This is a genomic window from Dialister succinatiphilus YIT 11850, assembly GCF_000242435.1.
GTDB lineage: Bacteria > Bacillota > Negativicutes > Veillonellales > Dialisteraceae > Dialister > Dialister succinatiphilus.
In genome coordinates this window covers 630,131-650,222 of record NZ_JH591188.1, presented here as the reverse complement: position 1 = coordinate 650,222, position 20,092 = coordinate 630,131, and the positions used below count along the sequence as shown (strand labels likewise).

17 protein-coding genes, 6 tRNA genes, 1 riboswitch and 1 other annotated feature are annotated in these 20,092 nt (G+C 50.4%); of the genes, 3 read left to right on the top strand and 20 right to left on the bottom strand.

Features of this window, described 5'->3' with window-relative positions; all coding sequences use genetic code 11:
• Positions 1-264 precede the first annotated feature (264 nt).
• The 14 genes from infB to HMPREF9453_RS08360 form a co-directional block, all read right to left on the bottom strand.
• Entirely contained in the window at positions 265-2,823 is a 2,559-nt protein-coding gene (gene infB / locus HMPREF9453_RS08425) for a translation initiation factor IF-2 (RefSeq protein WP_008860123.1), read from the bottom strand.
• 17 nt (positions 2,824-2,840) lie between these two features.
• Entirely contained in the window at positions 2,841-3,131 is a 291-nt protein-coding gene (locus HMPREF9453_RS08420; RefSeq protein WP_262359554.1) for a L7Ae/L30e/S12e/Gadd45 family ribosomal protein, read from the bottom strand.
• A 13-nt stretch (positions 3,132-3,144) separates the two neighbouring features.
• Complete coding sequence (gene rnpM / locus HMPREF9453_RS08415) at positions 3,145-3,411, bottom strand: RNase P modulator RnpM (RefSeq protein WP_008860121.1); 267 nt, start codon at positions 3,409-3,411, stop codon at positions 3,145-3,147.
• The gene (nusA, locus tag HMPREF9453_RS08410) at positions 3,408-4,547 is read right to left on the bottom strand and encodes a transcription termination factor NusA (RefSeq protein WP_040380386.1); all 1,140 of its coding nucleotides are present in this window, start codon (positions 4,545-4,547) and stop codon (positions 3,408-3,410) included. The genes rnpM and nusA overlap by 4 nt, the downstream gene beginning before the upstream one ends.
• 21 nt (positions 4,548-4,568) lie before the next feature.
• Positions 4,569-5,039, bottom strand: a complete 471-nt coding sequence (locus HMPREF9453_RS08405; protein WP_008860119.1) for a ribosome maturation factor RimP — start codon at positions 5,037-5,039, stop codon at positions 4,569-4,571.
• Between the two features lie 361 nt (positions 5,040-5,400).
• On the bottom strand, positions 5,401-7,041 hold the full coding sequence (locus HMPREF9453_RS08400) for an ATP-dependent nuclease (protein ID WP_008860118.1): 1,641 nt from the start codon (positions 7,039-7,041) through the stop codon (positions 5,401-5,403).
• A gap of 248 nt (positions 7,042-7,289) precedes the next feature.
• Positions 7,290-8,597 carry a phosphomethylpyrimidine synthase ThiC gene (thiC, locus tag HMPREF9453_RS08395; protein ID WP_008860117.1) on the bottom strand — a complete coding sequence of 436 codons (1,308 nt, stop codon included), beginning with the start codon at positions 8,595-8,597 and terminating at the stop codon, positions 7,290-7,292.
• Positions 8,598-8,639: 42 nt separating this feature from the next.
• A riboswitch (TPP riboswitch) is annotated at positions 8,640-8,737 on the bottom strand.
• A 142-nt stretch (positions 8,738-8,879) separates the two neighbouring features.
• Positions 8,880-8,968 (bottom strand) — tRNA-Leu (locus tag HMPREF9453_RS08390).
• Between the two features lie 32 nt (positions 8,969-9,000).
• A tRNA-Cys gene (locus HMPREF9453_RS08385) sits at positions 9,001-9,074 on the bottom strand.
• Positions 9,075-9,077: 3 nt separating this feature from the next.
• Positions 9,078-9,152 (bottom strand) — tRNA-Gly (locus tag HMPREF9453_RS08380).
• Positions 9,153-9,154: 2 nt separating this feature from the next.
• Positions 9,155-9,231, bottom strand: a tRNA-Asp gene (locus HMPREF9453_RS08375).
• A 234-nt stretch (positions 9,232-9,465) separates the two neighbouring features.
• Complete coding sequence (locus tag HMPREF9453_RS08370; RefSeq protein ID WP_008860116.1) at positions 9,466-10,131, bottom strand: DUF1638 domain-containing protein; 666 nt, start codon at positions 10,129-10,131, stop codon at positions 9,466-9,468.
• 6 nt (positions 10,132-10,137) lie between these two features.
• A complete protein-coding gene (locus HMPREF9453_RS08365) occupies positions 10,138-10,512 on the bottom strand; it encodes a hypothetical protein (RefSeq protein WP_008860115.1) in 375 nt (124 codons plus the stop codon).
• A gap of 142 nt (positions 10,513-10,654) precedes the next feature.
• The gene (locus HMPREF9453_RS08360; RefSeq protein WP_008860114.1) at positions 10,655-10,882 is read right to left on the bottom strand and encodes a hypothetical protein; all 228 of its coding nucleotides are present in this window, start codon (positions 10,880-10,882) and stop codon (positions 10,655-10,657) included.
• 265 nt (positions 10,883-11,147) lie between these two features.
• Positions 11,148-11,391: a binding site (T-box leader), on the top strand.
• Between the two features lie 34 nt (positions 11,392-11,425).
• On the opposite strand from HMPREF9453_RS08360, the gene HMPREF9453_RS08355 reads away from it, so the two are divergent.
• The 3 genes from HMPREF9453_RS08355 to HMPREF9453_RS08345 all read left to right on the top strand — a co-directional run bounded on the left by HMPREF9453_RS08355 (position 11,426) and on the right by HMPREF9453_RS08345 (position 15,459).
• The gene (locus HMPREF9453_RS08355; protein ID WP_008860113.1) at positions 11,426-12,088 is read left to right on the top strand and encodes a vitamin B12 dependent-methionine synthase activation domain-containing protein; all 663 of its coding nucleotides are present in this window, start codon (positions 11,426-11,428) and stop codon (positions 12,086-12,088) included.
• Positions 12,089-12,213: 125 nt separating this feature from the next.
• Entirely contained in the window at positions 12,214-14,589 is a 2,376-nt protein-coding gene (locus tag HMPREF9453_RS08350; protein WP_008860112.1) for a homocysteine S-methyltransferase family protein, read from the top strand.
• A 3-nt stretch (positions 14,590-14,592) separates the two neighbouring features.
• Positions 14,593-15,459: a methylenetetrahydrofolate reductase gene (locus tag HMPREF9453_RS08345; protein ID WP_008860111.1), complete on the top strand. Its 867-nt coding sequence runs from the start codon at positions 14,593-14,595 to the stop codon at positions 15,457-15,459.
• A gap of 57 nt (positions 15,460-15,516) precedes the next feature.
• Here the strand turns inward: HMPREF9453_RS08345 and HMPREF9453_RS08340 are convergent, their stop codons facing one another.
• From HMPREF9453_RS08340 to alr, 6 genes are all read right to left on the bottom strand, one after another.
• Positions 15,517-16,215 (bottom strand): TVP38/TMEM64 family protein, encoded by a 699-nt coding sequence (locus HMPREF9453_RS08340; protein WP_008860110.1) that lies wholly within the window; start codon positions 16,213-16,215, stop codon positions 15,517-15,519.
• Between the two features lie 299 nt (positions 16,216-16,514).
• A complete protein-coding gene (gene thrC / locus HMPREF9453_RS08335) occupies positions 16,515-18,014 on the bottom strand; it encodes a threonine synthase (protein WP_008860109.1) in 1,500 nt (499 codons plus the stop codon).
• 270 nt (positions 18,015-18,284) lie between these two features.
• Positions 18,285-18,360, bottom strand: a tRNA-Lys gene (locus tag HMPREF9453_RS08330).
• Positions 18,361-18,511: 151 nt separating this feature from the next.
• Positions 18,512-18,751: a hypothetical protein gene (locus HMPREF9453_RS08325; RefSeq protein ID WP_008860108.1), complete on the bottom strand. Its 240-nt coding sequence runs from the start codon at positions 18,749-18,751 to the stop codon at positions 18,512-18,514.
• Between the two features lie 59 nt (positions 18,752-18,810).
• A tRNA-Arg gene (locus HMPREF9453_RS08320) sits at positions 18,811-18,886 on the bottom strand.
• Positions 18,887-18,934: 48 nt separating this feature from the next.
• A complete protein-coding gene (gene alr / locus HMPREF9453_RS08315) occupies positions 18,935-20,035 on the bottom strand; it encodes an alanine racemase (RefSeq protein WP_008860107.1) in 1,101 nt (366 codons plus the stop codon).
• Between the last annotated feature and the right edge of the window lie 57 nt (positions 20,036-20,092).

The window sequence follows — 20,092 nt, the reverse complement described above, 5'->3', positions numbered from 1 at the left end:
TATACCGCTTCGCGGCTGGCCTGCTTTTCCCGGATGAAACCCGGTTGCAGTTATTTTATTAAAACCGGCGGCGAATCCGCCCACCACAACCCTCGCCCCTAAAGGGGAAACGACTCACTATGATTTGTGCGTCGCTTTGCTCCTTCAAATCATGTTCGCTGTGCACGCCAGAGGCGCGTCAAACTTAAGCCCCTTCGCCTGCGCAGCAGGCGTCAAACCTCAGGCCGCAAGGCCTGTCAATCCTCACGCCCGAAGGGCGTGTCCTTACTTCAGTTCAGCAGCTTCTTCCTTCAGTTCGAAGGCTTCCAGCTGGTCCCCTTCCTTCACATCACGGTAGCTGTCGATGGAAATGCCGCATTCAAAGCCGGCAGCCACTTCTTTCACATCATCCTTGAAACGGCGGAGGGAATTGATCTTGCCTTCGTGGATGACGATGCCGTCACGAATCAGGCGGAGCTGACAGTTGCTGGTAATCTTGCCGTCCTGTACGTAGGAACCGGCAACAATAACTTTCGGTGTATGAATGACCTGGCGTACTTCTGCATGTCCCAGGAGCACTTCGCGAATGGTAGGCGAAAGCATACCGGCCATAGCGGCTTTCACATCATCGATGCAGTCGTAAATGACGCGGTAAAGCCTGATATCTACGCCGTCTTTTTCGGCCATAGCCCGGGCATTGGCATCAGGGCGGACATTGAAGCCGATAATGAGGGCGTGGGAAGCGGAAGCCAGCATGACATCGGATTCATTGATGGCGCCTACGGCGGAATGAACGATGGAAATACGGACTTCTTCACTCTTAATGCCCTGGAGGGACTGTACCAGTGCTTCTACGGAACCCTGGACATCAGCCTTGATGATGATATCCAGTTCCTTCATTTCCCCTTCCTTAATCTTTTCGAAGATGTTGTCCAGGGTCACTTTCTGTACGTTCCGCTGTTCTTCTTCCTTGGCTCTGGAAGCCCGGAGTTCAGCAATGGCTCTGGCCTTCTTTTCATCCATTACATAGAAATGGTCCCCTGCTTCCGGCACGCTGTCCATACCCAGGATTTCAGCCGGTGCGGAAGGTTCTGCATTTTTCAGCTTCCTGCCGTTTTCATTGGTCATGGCACGGACACGGCCCCAGCTCTTGCCTGCCAGGATGCCGTCGCCTACATGAAGGGTGCCGTTCTGTACCAGCACGCTCATCACAGGGCCGCGGCCCTTATCCAGCTGGGCTTCTACAACTACGCCGTAGGCTTCGCGGTTCGGGTTGGCTTTCAGTTCCTGCATTTCAGCCACCAGGAGGATGTTTTCCAGAAGGTCATCCAGGCCGATTTTCTTCTTGGCAGAAATAGGGGTCATAATGACATCGCCGCCCCAGTCTTCAGCCAGCAGGCCTTCCTTGGACAGTTCTTCCTTGATACGGTCAGGGTTGGCACCGGGCTTATCAATCTTGTTGATTGCTACCATAATGGGCACGCCTGCATTCTTGGCGTGGTGGATAGCTTCAATGGTCTGAGGCATAACGCCGTCATCTGCTGCCACGATGAGCACTGCAATATCCGTAATCTGGGCACCTCTGGAGCGCATGGCCGTGAAAGCTTCATGACCCGGGGTATCCAGGAATGTAATCTTGTGTCCCTTGTAGCGAATCTGGTAAGCACCGATACGCTGGGTAATGCCGCCGGCTTCGTGCATGGCCACATTGGTCTGGCGCAGAGCATCCAGCAGTGTGGTCTTGCCGTGGTCTACGTGGCCCATAATGGTAACCACTGCCGGTCTGGGCTTCAGGAAACGGGGATCATCAGGAGCCGGGGTGTATTCGGTGGGATCTGCTGCCGCTTCTGCTTCCTTCAGAGTTACGCCGAATTCTTCTGCCAGAATTTCGATGGTATCCCGGTCCAGATTCTGGTTGATGGTAGCCATGACGCCGTCCATCATCAGATGTTTAATGATTTCACTGACTTCGCGGCCAAAGAGCTCTGCCAGTTCCTTCACTGTCACACTGGGCGGCAGTTCCACTTCTGTAGGATAGGAGGCAGCTTTCTTTTCAGCCATATGCTTTTTCTTTCTGGTCTGGTTCAGGGAACGGGCCATCAGAGAACCGCCTTCCTTTTCTCTGCGGCTTCTTTCCCAATCCTTCTTGGATTTCTTCTTGGCCGGTTTTTCTCTTCTCTGTACAGCAGCCGGTGCTTCTTCCACAGGAGCAGAGCGGCTGTTTCTTTCAGCCGGCTTCCTGTCCTGGCGGGAGCGGTCATTCCTGTCCCGTCTGTCATTTCTGTTCTCGCTGCGTTCCCCGTTTCTGGAAGATCTTCCGTTTTCGCTGCGGTTTCTGCCGTCCCGTCCACCATGGTCGTTTCTGTCATTTCTGCCCTGGCGGTCGTTTCTGCCGTCTCTCTGACGGTTCTGGCGGTCATCTCTCGGGCGGTTTTCCCGCTTTTCCGTCTTCGGTGCCTGTTTGGCTTCTTCCCGAGCCGGCGCTTTGACTTCTTTATTTTCTGCTTTGGGAGCAGCCTTTACGGACACTTCCGCCTTAGGAGCAGGAGCCGGTTTCGGTTCTTCCGGCACTTCAAAGGAAGAATAGGATTTTCGTCCTGTTTCCTGTTTCTTCCGGTCCGTAGGACGGCCCTCGTGATCAAAGCGGACAGTGCGCATAGGCGGCCTTTTAGCCGGTCTCTTCTTTGCAGCAAAGGCCTTTTCCAAAATGGCGCAGCCATTGTCATCTACGCCGCTCAGTCTGCTGGTCACATCCACATTGTGACTTTTCAGTACATCCAGCACCTCTTTATCTGTTTTGCCATACTGTCTGGCTAATTCATAGACTCTCTTTTTCTTCTGCATAAGCAGCCTCCCAACCTTTATGATTTCCGGTGGTCAATCTTTTCTGCAATTGCCCTGCCGAATCCTTTATCTGTAATCAGTGCTGCCGTCCTGACCCCTTTGCCCAGGGCCTGTCCCAGCCTTTCCTTTTCTCCAAAGATTTTGGAGGAAATATGGTATCTTTCAGCAGCTTTTATATATTCATCCTTTGTCCGCGGGGAGCTGTCTTCTGTAACAATCAGCAGGACGCCCTGTCCTTTCTTAAGTCCTTCCGACACCTGTTCATTCCCGGAAAGCAGTCTGCCTGCTTTCATGCAAAGGCCAAGCATCCTGTAAATCGGCTCATCCATTTTCAATCTGTGCTTTCAGTGCTTCATACACATCCTTGGACACCGGACGCTTCAGGGATTTTTCCAGGCCGTGATTTTCATAGGCTTTGTTGAAACAGTCCATGCTGTCGCACACATACACGCCGCGTCCCGATTTCTTGCCTGTCCTGTCCACTTCGATTACCCCGGTAGGGAGTACTACGATGCGGAGGAGTTCTTTCTTCGGCTTCAATTCCTTGCAGCCCACGCACATGCGCATGGGAATCTTCTTTACCTTCATTCTTTGGTTTCCTCCTCAGCCTCGCCGCCGGCTTCAATATCTCCCAGGATATCATCATCTTCTTCCTCAGCGGCCTGTCCGAATCCTTCTTCCTTCGCCTGGGTTTCGCTCTTAATATCGATCTTCCAGTTTGTCAGCTTTGCTGCCAGCCTTGCATTCTGGCCTGCCTTACCAATGGCCAGAGACAGCTGGTAATCAGGAACAATGACGTAGGAGGATTTTTCCTCTTCCCACACGGAAACGGAAATGACCTTGGCCGGGGAAAGGGCATTGGCAATATACACGGCAGGATCTTCATCCCAGCGGACGATATCGATTTTTTCATCATGAAGCTCGTTTACAATGTTCTGTACCCTCTGGCCCTTGGGTCCTACGCAGGCACCAACGGGATCCACCTTGGGGTCCATGGCATAAACGGCAATTTTAGAGCGGGAGCCTGCTTCACGGACCACGCTCTTGATTTCCACAGTGCCGCTGTAAATTTCAGGAACCTCCAGTTCAAAAAGCCGCTTCAGAAGTCCCGGATGGGTTCTGGAAAGGATGATTTCCGGTCCCTTGGTGGTCTTTCTGACTTCCAGTACGTAGCATTTGATTTTATCATTGGGATGGAATTCTTCCCCTTCAATCTGTTCCGCATAGGGAAGGATGCCTTCCACACGGCCCAGATCTACGAAAATTGTGCGGGATTCGCTCCATTTCACGGTGCCGGTAATCACATCGCCCTCGCGGCCGGAGAATTCATCATAAATAGATCCTCTTTCTGCTTCACGAAGTTTCTGAATCATCACCTGCTTGGCGGTCTGGGCAGCCACACGGCCGAAGTTCTTCGGTGTCACTTCGATGCGGAGCATGTCTCCTGCTTCATAGGACTTGTCAATCTTCTTGGCATCTTCCACGGAAATTTCATTCACTGCATTTTCAGAGTCGGGATCAATTTCTTCTACCACCATTTTTTCTTCATAAATATGGTAATCCCCGGTTTCCCTGTTCAGTGTAACAGAGGACTTGGCATTGCTGCCGGTTTCCTTCTTGTAGGCAGTGAGCAGCACCATTTCCAGTGCGTCAAAAACGATTTTCTCATCGACCTTCTTTGCCTTCACCAGGCCCTTGATTGCTTCGATTAAATCTAAATTCACGATGTCCATTTCCTCCCGGAATCAAAATGAAAAATGCAGTCTAACCTGCGAAATTTTATCTCTGCTTAAAGAAATCTCTCCCTCTTCCGTTTTCAGAAAAAGAGCGCCGTCCTCAGCAAGCCCCAGCAGTTTGGCCGTAAATGATTTCACGCCCTTCTTCCCTTCCAAAGGAGCAAAGAGCTTCACATCCACATCCTCACCGGTATAACGGATAAAATCTTTATCCTTCTTCAGCACACGGTCAAGGCCGGGCGAAGAAACCTCCAGCATGTAATTGTCAGGAATCAAATCCGCCTCATCCAGAAGCATGCCTGCTTTCTCGCTCACAGTCTGGCAGTCATTCAGATCCACGCCGCCTTCCTTGTCAATGTAAATGCGGAGAATCCAATTTCTTTCCCGCACATATTCCACATCCACAAGTTCCAGGCCCTCTCTCTCCAGGCCAGGCTCCAGCAGTTTTTCCACTGCTTCTTCCACATCCCTGCGCGCCATATGCCCTCCTTATCCTTAATATAAGAAAGAGTGAGCCGAAGCTCACTCTACAGGAAACTCTATACACACACTTACGGTTTGATTATACCACACTATGTAAAGGGTGGCAAATCATTGAGCTCTTCGCCTCTCCGAGTCGTGGCGATGAGTTCGCCGCCGTTTTTCCCTTTCTCGAGCAAATACTGATTCCATCAAGGTCTGCCTTTATTCCTGAATTTTTAATGCCATGCAGGAAGCGGGATAAACAGGACCGCAGGCTATGCAGAAAGTCCCATGACAAAGCAGTGCATATAATTCTTATGAGAAAACTTTCTGAATGAATCAGTGCTTTCTGACGCCTGAACACCTGATAGAGCTTTCATCATTTTTCGCTGCTTCCGCAGGAGAGGCGGACAGCCGCCTGGATCACCCGGGCAAAAGCAGGCGGAATCAGCTCTTTTCCCAGACTCTTTCCCAAAGTCCTTCCAATGATGACCCCTTTATTTCCATAAAGCCAGGCGAAATAGTAGAACTCCAGGGCCTCCCGATTTCTTGGATTGATATTTTTCAGCTTCACCGGAGGATAGTAACCCTTGGGCAGGCCCAGCTTGGCGCCTGCTTTTTTAATGAGGGATGTATTTACCGCATCGCCGGCGTCCTCCATGTCACCGATAACCTGGTCCAGCGCCTTTCGTCCCCGATGGGCAAGACAGGACTTCACCACATCCATTTCATAGCAGATGAAATCAGTAAAAAACACATAGGGCGACTGCCGGGTTGTCCCCATGACATCCCTGTCGTAGAGACAGACTGCCGGTATATGGAAACGCCGTACCAGCTGGGCAATTTTGGAAATGGAACTTTCTCCCCGGGCATTGATGAGGCATATGCCGTGATAGTCGAAATTAACGCCCAGAGTCTTTGCGAAATAGCCAAAGGAGCCGTATTCCGTCTCCCCTTCCACCAGGATTGTGCACTTGGAATAAAGAGCTTCCTTCACTTCGGGGAAATGCATGATCAGATGCTTCTCGATTTCCCTGTCAAAGTGGAAAGAAGCACCGCAGGCAGCCTGCACCTTTTTCCTGTCGTCCCAGTAAATGCGGATAATCTGCCGATAATCGTTGACCAGGGAGTCTGTAGAATGGGTGACCACAAAAAGCTGCCCTCTCAGCCCATCCACGCCCAGTATGGTCTGCACCAGTTTCAGGAAAAAAGGCTCTTCATTATTCAAGATGGAGCGGCAGAAAGCCAGCATGGCCCGCTGCAGATAGGGATGGAGATGCAGCTCCGGTTCATCAATGCTTACAGTCACCGGAAGGAAACGGCGCCCTCTGCTGTCAGTCACAATCATGTTTTCAAAGGAAATGGCCCGGCTTTCCTTTTTCCGAATCATCTTGATAAGAAGCGATACCCCTACGGCAATCATGAGTTTCATGGTGGAATCATAGGACGTACCAATGGCAATGGAACGGAAAATTTCATTGAACAGAACCAGGGTAGCCTTGCGGGCATCCTCTTTGGGCAGGGAAAGATGGAAGCCCTTCTGGTTCAGCAGATTTTCTACCTCTTCAATCACCTCGGGCCCGCCGGAAAGGTACCCTTCAAAAATGGAAATGGTTTTCGCAATGTCTTCCTCGGAAATCATTTTTCTGGGTACTTCATCCAGGGCGAAATCGATATAAAAGAGGCACCGCGTATACTCCAGAGGCAGCTCTTCTCCATTATCCAGATTATAAAGGCGGGGCACCACCTGCCGCACATGCTGCCGAAGCTCCAGATGGGCTGTATCCTTCAGCCCGTCATCCTCCGATGACAGGGTGATTTGTACCCTGATGGGCTTATCGGGCTCCAGAAAATCATTTTCTTTGAAACCATATCCGTGGGTAATGAATTTCAGAAGTGTCAGAAAATTACTTTTCCCGATATTATTATCCCCCACAATATAATTTACCCGGCTGTCAAAGTGAAGCTCCACATGACGGAAGGTACGGTAATTTTCCACCAGCATATGGGATATAAACATGGCCCTGCCTCCTTCGCATGAAATTTTTCCTTTTCTTTATTATATCATGGTCAAAAGGAGCAGAAAGGATTCAAACGGAAGAAAGGAGACTGCAGGCAGGGAATCCCAGGAGGCGGTACATAAAAGTCTTATCAAAGCAGGCTCCAGCAGCCCATCAGTATCCTGGTCCATTAGATACAAAAAAGGGGCTCCTTTTAAGGAACACCCCTTTTTATATGGACGCCTATCCAATGGAAGGCTGGGCTTTTTTATTTTTTCTCGAAAGGATCATCTTCCGGATTCCGATTATTCAGGATTTCATCCAGTGTCTTCATGGGGCACATGGAACCGCACATGGTACAGGTAAATTCATCTTCCGGTTTGCTGCTTTCCCGATACCTTCTGGCCTTGGCAGGATCGATGGCCAGCGGAATCATTTCTTTGAAGTCCACCTTTCTTCTGGCCCAGGACATTTTTTCATCCCACAGGGCAGCACCCTTCACGCCCTTTGCCAGGTCAGCGGCATGGCAGGCGATTTTGGACGCCACAATGCCTTCATGCACATCGTCCACATCGGGGAGACGGAGATGTTCTGCCGGAGTCACATAGCAGAGAAAATCGGCGCCGCAGGATGCAGAAAGAGCCCCGCCAATGGCGGCGGTAATGTGGTCATAGCCCGGTGCTACATCGGTAACAATGGGCCCCAGCACATACAGAGGCGCCCCATGGGTCAGCTTCTTGGCCACTTCCACATTCATGCGCACATCGGAAATAGGCATATGGCCCGGGCCTTCCACCATGACCTGCACACCAGCCCTGCGGGCACGGAGCACCAGTTCGCCCAGATTAATCAGTTCGGAAATCTGGATGGCATCGGTGGAATCATGGCCGCTGCCGCTGCGGCAGCCGTCTCCTAAAGACAGGGTTACATCGTATTTCCGCAGAAGTTCCAGAAGCCGGTCAAACTGTTCATAGAAAGGATTTTCCTTCCCGTGCATGTACATCCAGGCAAAAAGGATGGAACCGCCCCGGGAAACCAGATTGGTAATCCGCTTGTTCCGCATAATGTGCTTTGCAGTCTCCCGATTCAGTCCTGCATGGATGGTCATGAAATCCACGCCGTCTTTGGCATGCCGTTCCACCACGGAAAATAAATCATCAGCAGTCATGTCTTTCAGCCCCTTATGGAGCACGCCCTTTACATCATACATAGGTACCGTACCAATGGCGGCAGGGCTGTTCTTCACCAGCCATTCCCGGAAAGGTGCCGTCTCTCCATAGCAGGACAGGTCCATAATGGCTTCTGCCTTCATTTCCCAGGCCAGCTTCGCCTTTACCTGCTCCGTTTCATAATTGCACACATCTTCCGAAATGCCCAGATTCACATTCATCTTTGTGCGAAGTCCCTTGCCGATGGCATAGGGATGAAGAGATTTGTGGTATATATTGGCAGGAATGACAATGGTTCCTTCTGCCACTCCCTGCCGGATATATTCTGCCGGCACCCCTTCATCCCGGGCTGCCGTTTCCATTTCCTTCGTTATGATTCCCTGTCTTGCCGCTTCCAGCTGTGTCATGATTCCTCCCATGAAAAAAAGCCCGCCATAGCGGGCTTTGAACAAACAGATTTCCTGCTTCCTTACGTCGGTATAAACCGCATCAAGTTCAAAGGGTCGGATTTCATCCTCTCAGTCCACTGACTCCCCCAGCATGTATGTATTATACCATAGGAGGGAAAAAGTTCAAAAGATTCAGGTTCAGGGAAGCGGCAGGCAAAGCATCCGGCTGTCTTTCTTACTTCTCTCCCATCTCCAGACACTAAAAAAGCCGGAACCTGAAGTTCCAGCTGAATCATCATGTGGTGCCGAGGACCGGAATCGAACCGGTACGAATCTCACGATTCGAGGGATTTTAAGTCCCTTGCGTCTGCCAGTTCCGCCACCCCGGCAGGTATATATGAAGATTATAATAGTTAAAATATGGAGGCGGCACCCAGAATCGAACTGGGGATAAAGGTTTTGCAGACCTCTGCCTTACCGCTTGGCTATGCCGCCATATGGAGCGGAAAACGGGACTCGAACCCGCGACCCCAACCTTGGCAAGGTTGTGCTCTACCACTGAGCTACTTCCGCACTGGCGACCCGGATCAGATTTGAACTGACGATCTCCGCCGTGACAGGGCGGCATGTTAGACCACTACACCACCGGGCCGCACGTAAGTTACTTAATTAGTATACCCACCATCCGCCTTTTTGTCAAGGGAATGATGACTTTTGTCATTTATGGGTAAAAACGGGAGAAAATGAAAGAGAATCATAGTATACAGGCCGATTTTCCCAAACCCTTTTTGAAACTTTTCCTTTTTTATGAAAAAAGTTTCCTGCGTAAAAGAGCCAGGAAGTCCAGGTCCATGAAATTGTCTTATGCCATGGACATCCTCCTTAATTAAAAGTTTGCAGGAAAAGAACCAGGCTTTACCTTTTCCCCCTTAGGAACCACAAAGAAATCGTCGTCAAAGGTTCCCTTAGCCATCTTCCGCAAAATACCATAACCGCCATGAACCATATGAAGATCTGCTTTGAGCAGGTCCACCATAGGCTCGATGTACTTCTTCACCGGCTCCACATCATAGCAGCCGGTATCAATAATATAAAAATCATGAATTGGCGCATAAAGCTTCTTCAGATACCCATGAGCTTCGTCTCGGCCCATCTTTTTCTCCAGCTTTTCCATATCAATGGAGGATTCCTTCATGAACTCCATCCAACTTTCCGTAAGAAAAACGCCATGCATATCCCGCTTCAAATCGGCCAGGCTGTCTCCGGAAAGAAGGATATCGATGCAATCCCTGGTTTTCGGATATACCAGAGGCGCCGAAGACGCGGCGATTCCTATATTTCCTCCGCCGCAGCCTGTGGTGCACACCACGATTTTTGATACATTGTAAAAATGATCGATCTTATCCTGCACATAATGATGAAGCACCTTGGGGTCCCGGTGAAGACCGGGCGGCATGAAATAGACCACACTGTCTGACTGAGCCTCTTTCATCGCTTCTTTCAGTTCTCCTGCCAGTGTAGGGCAGGCAAGAATGACCGTCTGATTTCCCATTTCATATCACCTCAGCATATAAACAAAAGCTGCCCACATAAGAACCGTGACAGCTGCACCCAAAAACAGAATCATGCCCTTTCCATCCCCGCATCTGCCATCAGACACCGCTCTGCCAAACCGGGATTTTGCGCCATCCAGAAAAAGGAGAATGGCAAAAGCGGCTGCCTGGGCATAGAGAAAAAGAGAAAGGTTTTGATTTTCCCCCTCAGAAACAGTAATCAGAATACAGGGCGCCAGAATCACTGCCATGCAGAAGAGCTGCAGGCCCCGATACCACAGGGGATAGTGCCGCTCAGGCGCCTTCTTTTTGACTGCCATCCAGCTCCAGATCGTCATGAGGAAGCCCAGGGCAAGAAAGATAAAGTTAAATTCATCCATAAAAATCGCTCATTCCGATATCGCTTTCAGAAAAGAAATCAACATAGAATTTCCTGTCCTTATTGTGGCATACACTAAAAGATTTGTAAATGACAATTCATCCATGCTTTTCTAATGAAATCAAAGAAGTCCTCTGTCTTCATCATCTGAGCAGGGTCTCAGATGTCCGAAAGCCAAAGTCTGCATGTAGAAATTCTGCTTTTGCTGTGGGAAGACGGACTGCTTCCGGCCCGGTAAAGTCCGGTTGAAAGAGGGTTCCTTCCATAAGAAATGTCTGCTTTAAAAGGACTGCTTTTTTCCCTTCAAATTTCCAGCACAAAAAACTTCCTGTCATCCCGCGATTCACGCGCCAATCTTCAAGGGGCTTCATGAGCCTGCCCCTCAAGGGATGTCAGGAAGTTTTTCATTTGAAATTCGGCCGGCCTTTGAGGGAAGAATCATATTAGAATCCATAGGCCTCCTGTCTTCCATGGATTCGCGCCGACAGGAGGAATCGCCCATGTTTTCCGGGCCTTTCGTTCCCTCTGCTCATATAGTCAGAGATAAAGGAAGAAATTTCATTTCTCATCTTCCTGCCGCCCGAAACTCTTCATTTGACACCTCCTGTCTCCTATGCTATAGTTAGACTTAATTACAGACATGCGATGAAGAGAAGAGTAGGCAGATGCCAAGGCCAAAGAGAGCTCCCGGTGGTGAGAAGGGAGTGCCAAAGAGCTGCTGAAGATGGACTCTGAGCAGGGAAGGCCGAATGATGAGGCATCCCGGGTGCGCCCGATACAGCGCTCAAGTATCAAGGCCTTATGGCTGGCGTACCTATAGAGGTTCATGCAGCAATGCATGGATAAAATTGGGTGGTAACACGAATCTTTCGTCCCTTTAGGGATGGAAGATTTTTTTATTTTAAGGAGGTTTTATGCCTTTCTATAATGGAACTTTATTTGAAATAGACCGGAAGGAAATGCTCCGCTATGCAGGCATGAATCCCAAAGGTAAGAATTTTCCCGAAGAAGCCATACAGAGTGCCATACAGGAGGCGCTGGCACTGGCGGAGCCTAAAGGCATCTGGCAGGTGATCCCCTATTCTCCTTCTGAAGGAAAGATTGAAGGAAATCCGCCTTTGGTGCTGTCCGGAAACAGCATCCGTCACCATCTGGCCAATTCCTGGTCCACTGCCGTGCTGGCGGTGACAGTGGGTGATGAAATCGAAAAAGCATCGGATGCTGCCTTCAAGTCGGGAGACTATGTGCGGGGTCTTCTTCTGGATGCGGCGGCCACTACCGCCACCGAGCATCTGGCAGACCAGGTGGACCGGCTCATCCAGAAGGAAGCTGCAAAGGACGGGCAGAAAACGGTATGGCGCTTTTCTCCGGGCTACGGAGACTGGCCGGTAACCCAGCAGAAAGATTTCTGCCGCCTCATCGAAGCGGATAAAATAGGCATCCAGGTGACAGACCATTCCATGCTTTTTCCAAGGAAATCTGTGTCCGCCATCATCGGCATTTCCCAATGCAGCCAGCGCCCGGCGCCGGCCAAATGCCGGACCTGCTCCCTTCTCACCTGTCCCTTCAGACGTTAAGTTAGAGCAGAAAGTCCAGTGCATTTCACAGCATCGGAATTTCAGGAATCACTTCTTGAAAATATAACTTCCATAGTCCATCATATAACATAGAAAAATCATATATCACAGAAAAGGAGTGCTTTATGATACTATTTGACGGCGGCATGGGTACCATGCTGCAGAAATTCGGTCTTGAGGCAGGAAGCTGCCCCGATTATTACAATATTTCCCACCCTGACGTGGTACAGCAGATTCACAGGGCCTATATGGAAGCAGGGAGTCAGTTTATCACCACCAATACCTTCGGTTCTTCTCCGCTGAAGCTGGCCGATTACGATCTGTCGGACAAGGTGGAAGAAATCGCTGCAGCTGCAGTACGGAATGTGCGGGCTGCCTGCGGAGATAAAGTCAAAGTGGCCGGCGACATGGGCCCCACCGGAAAGTTCATCAAACCCATCGGCGATTTGTCCTTTGACGAAACCTGCGAAAATTATTACCGCCTGGCCAAAGCACTGGCCCAGGCAGGAGCAGACTGCCTCATCATTGAAACCATCATCGATATCCAGGAAATGAAGGCAGCCCTGATAGCAGCCAAAGAAGCGGCCAGCCTCCCTGTGATCTGCCAGATGACCTACTCCGAAGACGGCAGGACTATTCCCGGCACAGACCCCGTTACTGCCACCATCCTTCTGGATGCCATGGGTGCTGATGTCATCGGAGCCAACTGCTCTGTAGGTCCTGACAAGCTGCTTGAGGCCGCCCGCCAGATGGTTTCCGTCACCAATAAGCCTGTGATTATCCAGCCCAATGCAGGCATGCCGGTACTGGAAAACGGAGAAACCCGCTTCCCCCTGGGGCCGGAAGAATTTGCATCCTATGCTCCGGAATTTGCTAAAATCGGCGTATCCTACCTGGGCGGCTGCTGCGGCACCACGCCGGACCATATCCGGAAAGTGGCAGAGGTGCTGAAAGATGTCCCCCTGACTCTGCCGCCGAAAGTGAAGCCCTTCACCGCCCTCACTTCCCGGACAAAAACCGTATTCATCGGTGACGACTATGCTCCCGTCAAAATCGGGGAACGAATCAACCCCACGGGAAGAAAGAAAATGAGAGAAGATATCCAGAAGGGCAGCTTCGTTTCCGTCAAGAAGGAAGGGCTGGCCGAAGTAGCTGCCGGTGCTGATGTACTGGATGTGAATATGGGTGTTCCCGGCATCGACCAGAGAGAAGCCATGGAAACAGTCATTTCCCAGCTCTCCATGCTCTGCCCGGTACCTCTGTCCATAGACAGCACAGACCCGGCGGTGCTGGAAAGAGCGCTGAAAGTATACCCCGGCCGCCCGCTCATCAATTCCGTCAACGGCGCCGATGATGAAATTCTTGAAAAGGTGCTGAAACTGGCCAAAACCTATGGTGCCGCCGTACTCTGCCTCCCTCTGGAAAAGGGAAATCTGCCGAAAACGGCGGATGAACGGATACGCATTGCCTCTGCCATCATTGACAAAGCTCTCAAAGCAGGCCTTCGGAAGGAAGACCTCCTGCTGGACCCCCTGGTGCTGACCATCGGCTCCTCCGACACCGGTGCCAGAGAAACGCTGAAAACCATTTCTTTATATAAGAAGGAATTCGGTCTTCCCTGCGTTATGGGCACAAGCAACGTTTCCTTCGGCCTTCCTGCCCGGCCCCGGATTAATGCAGCCTTCCTCACCATGGCCTTTGCCTGCGGCATGAATGCCCCCATTATCAACCCCCTGGACAAGGATATCCAGGATGCTTTCATCAATGCCAGACTGCTTCTGGGCTTTGACCCCGGCGCCAGGGATTTCATCAGGGCCGCTGCCCTTTCTGAAGAGCCGAAAGCAAAGAGCGCCCCCTCTGAAGACCTGCCGCCGCTGGAAAGAATCAAAGCTGCAGTAAAGAACGGAGAAAAAGAAGAATCGGCCGCCCTCATCAAAACACTGCTGGACAATGGGATTTCTTCGGAAACCATTATCAAAGAAGGCCTTACCGCTGCCATGACGGAAATCGGAGACGGCTATGGTGCCGGAAAAGTATACCTGCCCCAGGTCATGATGGCGGCAGAAGCCATGCAGGCCGCTTTCAAAGAATTGAAGAAAATTCTTCCTGAAATGAACAGCTCCGCCAAGGGCACCCTGGTCATCGGCACCGTCAAAGGCGATATCCACGACCTGGGCAAAAACATTGTAGCCGCTCTCATGGAAAACAGCGGATACCGGGTCATTGATCTGGGAAAAGACGTGGATCCAGAGGTCTTCGTTTCGGCAGTCAAAGACCATCATGCAGATCTGGCCGGCCTCTGCTCCCTCATGACCACCACCCTGCCGGAAATGGAACATACCGTGAAAGCATTAAAAGAAGAAACCCCCGGCGTTAAAATTCTCGTAGGCGGCGCCGTGGTTACCCAGGATTATGCCAGCCGCATCGGCGCGCCGAACTACTGCAGAGACGGCATTGCCGCCGTTAAAATAGCAGACCGGCTGACAGGAAAAGAGGAATGATTGATGAGTACATTAAAAGAAAAACATAATCAGCATATATTTACCATCACTACGGAACTGGACCCGCCCAAAAGTGCCTCTTCCTCGGTCACAGAAGCGCAGGTAGTCAAAGTCGCCCCCTATGTGGACGCCGTAAACATTGCGGACTGCCCTATGGCTAAAATGCGCATGAGCCCCATTGCCCTTTCCTCCATCATCCAGAGCCGCTATCAGGTGGAATCCATTTTCCACCTCACCTGCCGGGACCGAAATGTCATCGGCCTGCAGGCGGAACTGCTGGGCGCCTACGCCCTGGGAGTCCATAACATTCTCACCCTCACAGGAGATCCGCCTTCCATCGGCGACCACCCCGATGCCAAGGGAGTCTTTGAAGTAGACTCCACGGGCCTCATCGAAATCGCCAAAGCCCTGAACGAAGGCCATGACATGATGGGCCATGAGCTGGGAGAAGCGGCTGACTTCTACATCGGCACCACTGCCAACCCCGGCGCCGATGATTTGGACAAGGAAATCCGGCGGCTGGAAGGAAAGAAGAAGGCCGGCGCCCAGTTTATCCAGACCCAGCCCATTTACGACATCCGACAGGCAGAAAATTTCCTTGCTGCCGCCAAAGACCTTTCCCTTCCCATCCTCTTCGGCATTGTCCCCTTAAAGAGCTTCAAAATGGCCAATTACCTGAACAGCCATGTGCCCGGCATCTTCATTCCGCCGGCGGTGATGAAGGCCATGGAAACGGGAGGCCGCGAAACGGGCATCGCCCTTTCCAGAGAACTGGTACAGGCCTTAAGAGACATCCACGCCGACGGCGCCCATCTCATGCCGGTAAATGATGTGGATGCGGTGGCAGAAATCTGCCGAACCCATAAATAAAATATCCGTAAACCAGAAAAGCAGCATCTCCCAGGATGCTGCTTTTTCATATCCACCTCAAAGGTTCTTCTTTTTCTTCTTATTGTAATACCATATACCACCATAAATCAGCGTAATCATAATGATGAGAATCGTCAGGCGGAAAGCATGCTCCTCCATATTGACCACATCATGTCCCAGCACCACTTCCATAGCCGTGGATGGCAGCTTGCCGATGAGACAGCCCAGGGCGTAGGAGCGGAAATGCATGCTGGAAAGGGCCGCAATAGCCGTGACCAGACCATTGGGCATATAGGGAATGGCTCTGGCAGCCGCCATGGCCTGCCAGGAATCATAGGAATCCAGTTTTTTCAGCGTTTTACTCTTATTGATAATATTCATAGCCATGCCCCGGAAAAGAGTACGCATGACATAGAAGGAAATAAGGACTCCCACTGTTTCCGCCAGCCAGGAAATGATAACACCCCAGAAAAGGCCGAAAATCAGTCCATTCGCCGTGGAAATAAAAATGGATGGAAGAAATCCGACGATATTGATGACCACATCAATGAAAAAGCTCATGAAGGCAGCATAAATACCAAAGCTGTGCAGGTACGCAATGGTGCCTCTCAGATCTCCATCCTTTGACAAATGATAAATGGTAGGGTAAAAAGTAGGATCAAAGAAATGGATAGCCGCCAGCACCAGTATCAGCAGCGCAAGAACAGAGAGGCGGAATTTCCGCTCCCCCTTCTCATTCCAATTTCGATATCTCATAAAAGGCCTCTGTTATATACAGAATACGCAAAAAGCAGAAGGATAGACAGCCTCTAAAGCAGAAGAGATTCACCTTTACAAATTCTCCATCCAGACAGAAAACCGTTTTCCCTTTTTCTATATTATTATCTGCTATTTTATAAATATATCATACCATTGTTTTAAATAAATTTAAATCCCATGCTTTTGGCAGCGTTCCTTTTATGATGCGAAAAAGCATCTGCCTGCGCAGGCTCCCTTAGGGCAAAAGAAAAAGCAGACCTTTGGCGTCTGCTTTTTCACTGCTCCCGAAAGTTCGGTCAATGACTGCTTCCACAGATTTCGTCCGCATAGCTGCGGATTGTATCAGCCATATCTTTCCGGTCCACTGTCTCCGTAAACCGTTTCGGACGATTTTCCAGCTCTCCCAGCTGTTTGGGAACGGGAATGCCCGTTTTATCTGTAATTTCACGGAGCGTATCGTAGGGACTTTCCGTTTCTTTGAGTCCCAGTGCTTTGGCTACTACGCCAGGGAACTTGTATGGATGGGCCGTACTGATAATGACAGTGTGGGAATGACGGGGAATCTCCCCTTCCCTTCTCAAATGGTCATAAACCGCATAGGCCACAGCGGTGTGAGGATCCATGAGATAATTATAGTTTTCGTACACCTCGCTCATGGCATGGGCCATATCTTCCGGAGAAGCCCAGCCGCCCATCATTTCCATGTCTGCCTTGGCAAAGGCCTCTTTGGAAACTTCATACTTTCCTTCCTTCTTCAATCTGTCCATACTTTCCCTCACCTGCTCTGCCGAGCCTGTAAGGTAGTAGAGGAACCGTTCAAAATTGGAGGAAATGAGAATATCCATGGACGGTGCTTCGGTCATGTAGAAAGGACGGTTGATATCATATACACCGGTTTCAAAGAAGTCCGCCAGTACTTTGTTTTCATTGGAAGCGCAGATCAGCCGGCCAATGGGGGCTCCCACCTGCTTTGCCAGCCAGGCAGCCAGGATATTGCCGAAATTGCCGGTAGGCACTACCACGTTGAAAGATTCATGTTCGCCGATGGAACCATTTTTCAAAAGCTTCAGCCAGATCCATACATAGTACACCACCTGAGGCAGAAGACGGCCAATATTAATGGAATTGGCGCTGGAGAAAAGAACGCCCTTTTCTGCTTCCTCTTTCCGAAGGCTGCTTCCGAAAACCTGCTTCAGCGTTCCCTGGGCATCATCAAAATTGCCTTCAATGCCCACCACCTTCACATTGCTGCCCAGCTGCTTCTGCATCTGATCCTTCTGCAGCGGGCTGACACCATGGGAAGGATAGAAAACCATAATATGGACGCCCGGCACATCACGGAATCCCTCCAGTGCTGCTTTTCCCGTATCGCCGGAGGTGGCAGTCAGAATCAGGATTTCCTGATCATCCTTTTCCTCTTTCTTTGCATATACAAGAAGATAGGGGAAAAGAGACAGCGCCAGATCTTTGAAAGCACAGGTCCTGCCATGGAACATTTCCGCCATGGAAAATGCCTGGGACAGGGGCTTGACCGGTACAATGTCTTTTGTTTCAAAAGTACCGGTATAAGCACTGTGAGTCAGCTTTTTCAGTTCTTCTTCCGGAATATCCGTGAGGAAATGGGACAGCACGAACGCTGCCAGCTCCTCATAGGTCATATCTTTCAGTTCATCTGCATGAAGAAAAGGAACAGGGAGAAATTCCGGCACATACAGGCCGCCGTCATCAGCCAGCCCTTTCACCAGCGCCTCTTCTGCCGTTACTGTTTCATTACTTCTGGTACTTCTGTATTTCATAGGACACCTCCGAAGAATTTTTCCCGTTTGCATTTATTCTATCATAAATGGCAGGGGAGAGACAGGGCCTTCTGTGGGGCCCTGCCTTCCCCATGAGCGTTTTCAGGTGCAATGGCCCCTGGGCAGCCGATGGGTAAAATTGCTGTTTTACAGCAGCAGTTATAAAGCAGCCGCGCCGTCACTTTCATCGGTACCCCCGCTGCCAGTCCAGTGGAGCCACGTATGACAGGCAATAAAAAATCCCACGAAAACTCGTGGGATGTAAGTTCTTGGTGGACCATCAGGGTTTCGAACCCCGGACACCCTGATTAAGAGTCAGGTGCTCTACCAGCTGAGCTAATGGTCCGTTCAACGAAAATGATTATATCATTTTCTTCATCATCTGTCAAATCTTTTTTTATTTGATTTGAAAGATTTTTCAGATGACTGCCTTCATCGGGCAACAAAGATACTATACCATAAGATGCCCGCTTTTTCAAATTAGATATTGATGAGAATTAATAATGAATGCCATATTTCTGTTTCAGTTCTTCAATATCCGCCCTCATATCCCGGTCGCAGGCTTCCAGCGCCTCTTTCAGATGGGGCATTTTCTGTCGGGCCATGAATGCTTTCTTAGCGCTGGCCATTTTGTAAATATGGGCCAGCTCCCTTTTATAGGATGCCATGAATTCCTGAAGTTCTTCTTCCGTCAGTTCTCTTTCTTCCGAAGAATCGATTTTTTCGTCCTTATCCATAGGTCCTCCTTATCAAAAAATCCTTATGCCGGATGAAAGGCATAAGGATTTCAAATTTCTGGTGCGTCTAGAGGGATTCGAACTCTCGACACCTGGTTCCGGAGACCAGTGCTCTATCCACTGAGCTATAGACGCCTAACAAGGAGTATTATAGCACAACGGGTGGATAAAGGAAAGAGGTTTTTATTTTTCTACAAAAACCCGGGGGATTCTCTTGAGGTCACAGGTGATTTCATGAGGAATGGTACCGGCGGTCTTTGCCACTTCGTCCAGGGTGATTTCCCCTTCTCCCTGCCGGCCCATGAGGATGACTTCATCGCCTGGTTTCACAGAATCATCTACTGCCACCATGAACTGGTCCATGCAGATGCGTCCCACAATGGGGCAGCGTTTTCCTCCAATGAGGACTTCTCCCTTATTGGAGAGGCAGCGTGGATAGCCGTCAGCATAGCCGATGGGGACGGTGGCGGTCTTCATGTCTTTATCAGCCACATAGGTGCCGCCGTAGCCGATGGCTTCTCCTTTATGCAGTGTCTGTACATGGGTCACATGGCTCACGATGCGCATGACATACTGGAGATCCAGTTTATGTTCCATTTCATCGGAAGGCTGGGGTCCATAGATAATAATGCCCGGGCGGGCCAGATTATGCCAGCTCTTGGGAATGTCGATGACGCCGGCGCTGTTGGCAGAGGAAATGACGAAATCATCGGTGACCGGCATCTGGGCAATGGCTTCATCGAAGCGGTCCAGCTGCTTCAGGGCTGCTGACTTATCTTTGCAGTCTGCTGTAGCCATATGGGTCCAGGTGCCATGGAGATGAAGATGGGGATAACCGGCCAGTTTTTTCAGGAAAGGCTTCACATCTTCCGGATGGGTGCCGATGCGGTTCATGCCCGTATCAATCGGCATCATGACTTCCACTGTTTTACCGGCGCCTTTGGCAATATCTTCAAAAGCGTCAAGGTCTACCGTATCGTCCACCGGAAGGGTGAGGTCATATTTTACACCCATGAGCATGTCTTCCGGAAGGGGAAGGCCCAGTACATAAATGGGGCAGGTAAATCCGGCTTCCCGGAGCTTCGCGCCCTCTTCTACCCGGGCTACTGCAGCTGCCGTATATCCTTCTTCCATTGCAATGCGGAGTGTTTCCACAGCGCCATGACCATAGGCATTGGCTTTAACCACGGCCAGTACATTCACTTCCTTGGGCAGGTGCTGGCGAATGACTCTCAGATTGTGGCGAAGTGCATTCAGATTGATTTCCATGTAAGAAACAGGCATAACAAAATCTCCCTCCAATAAAAAAAGTCACCGCAGCTGAAATTCACGGGTTTTCCC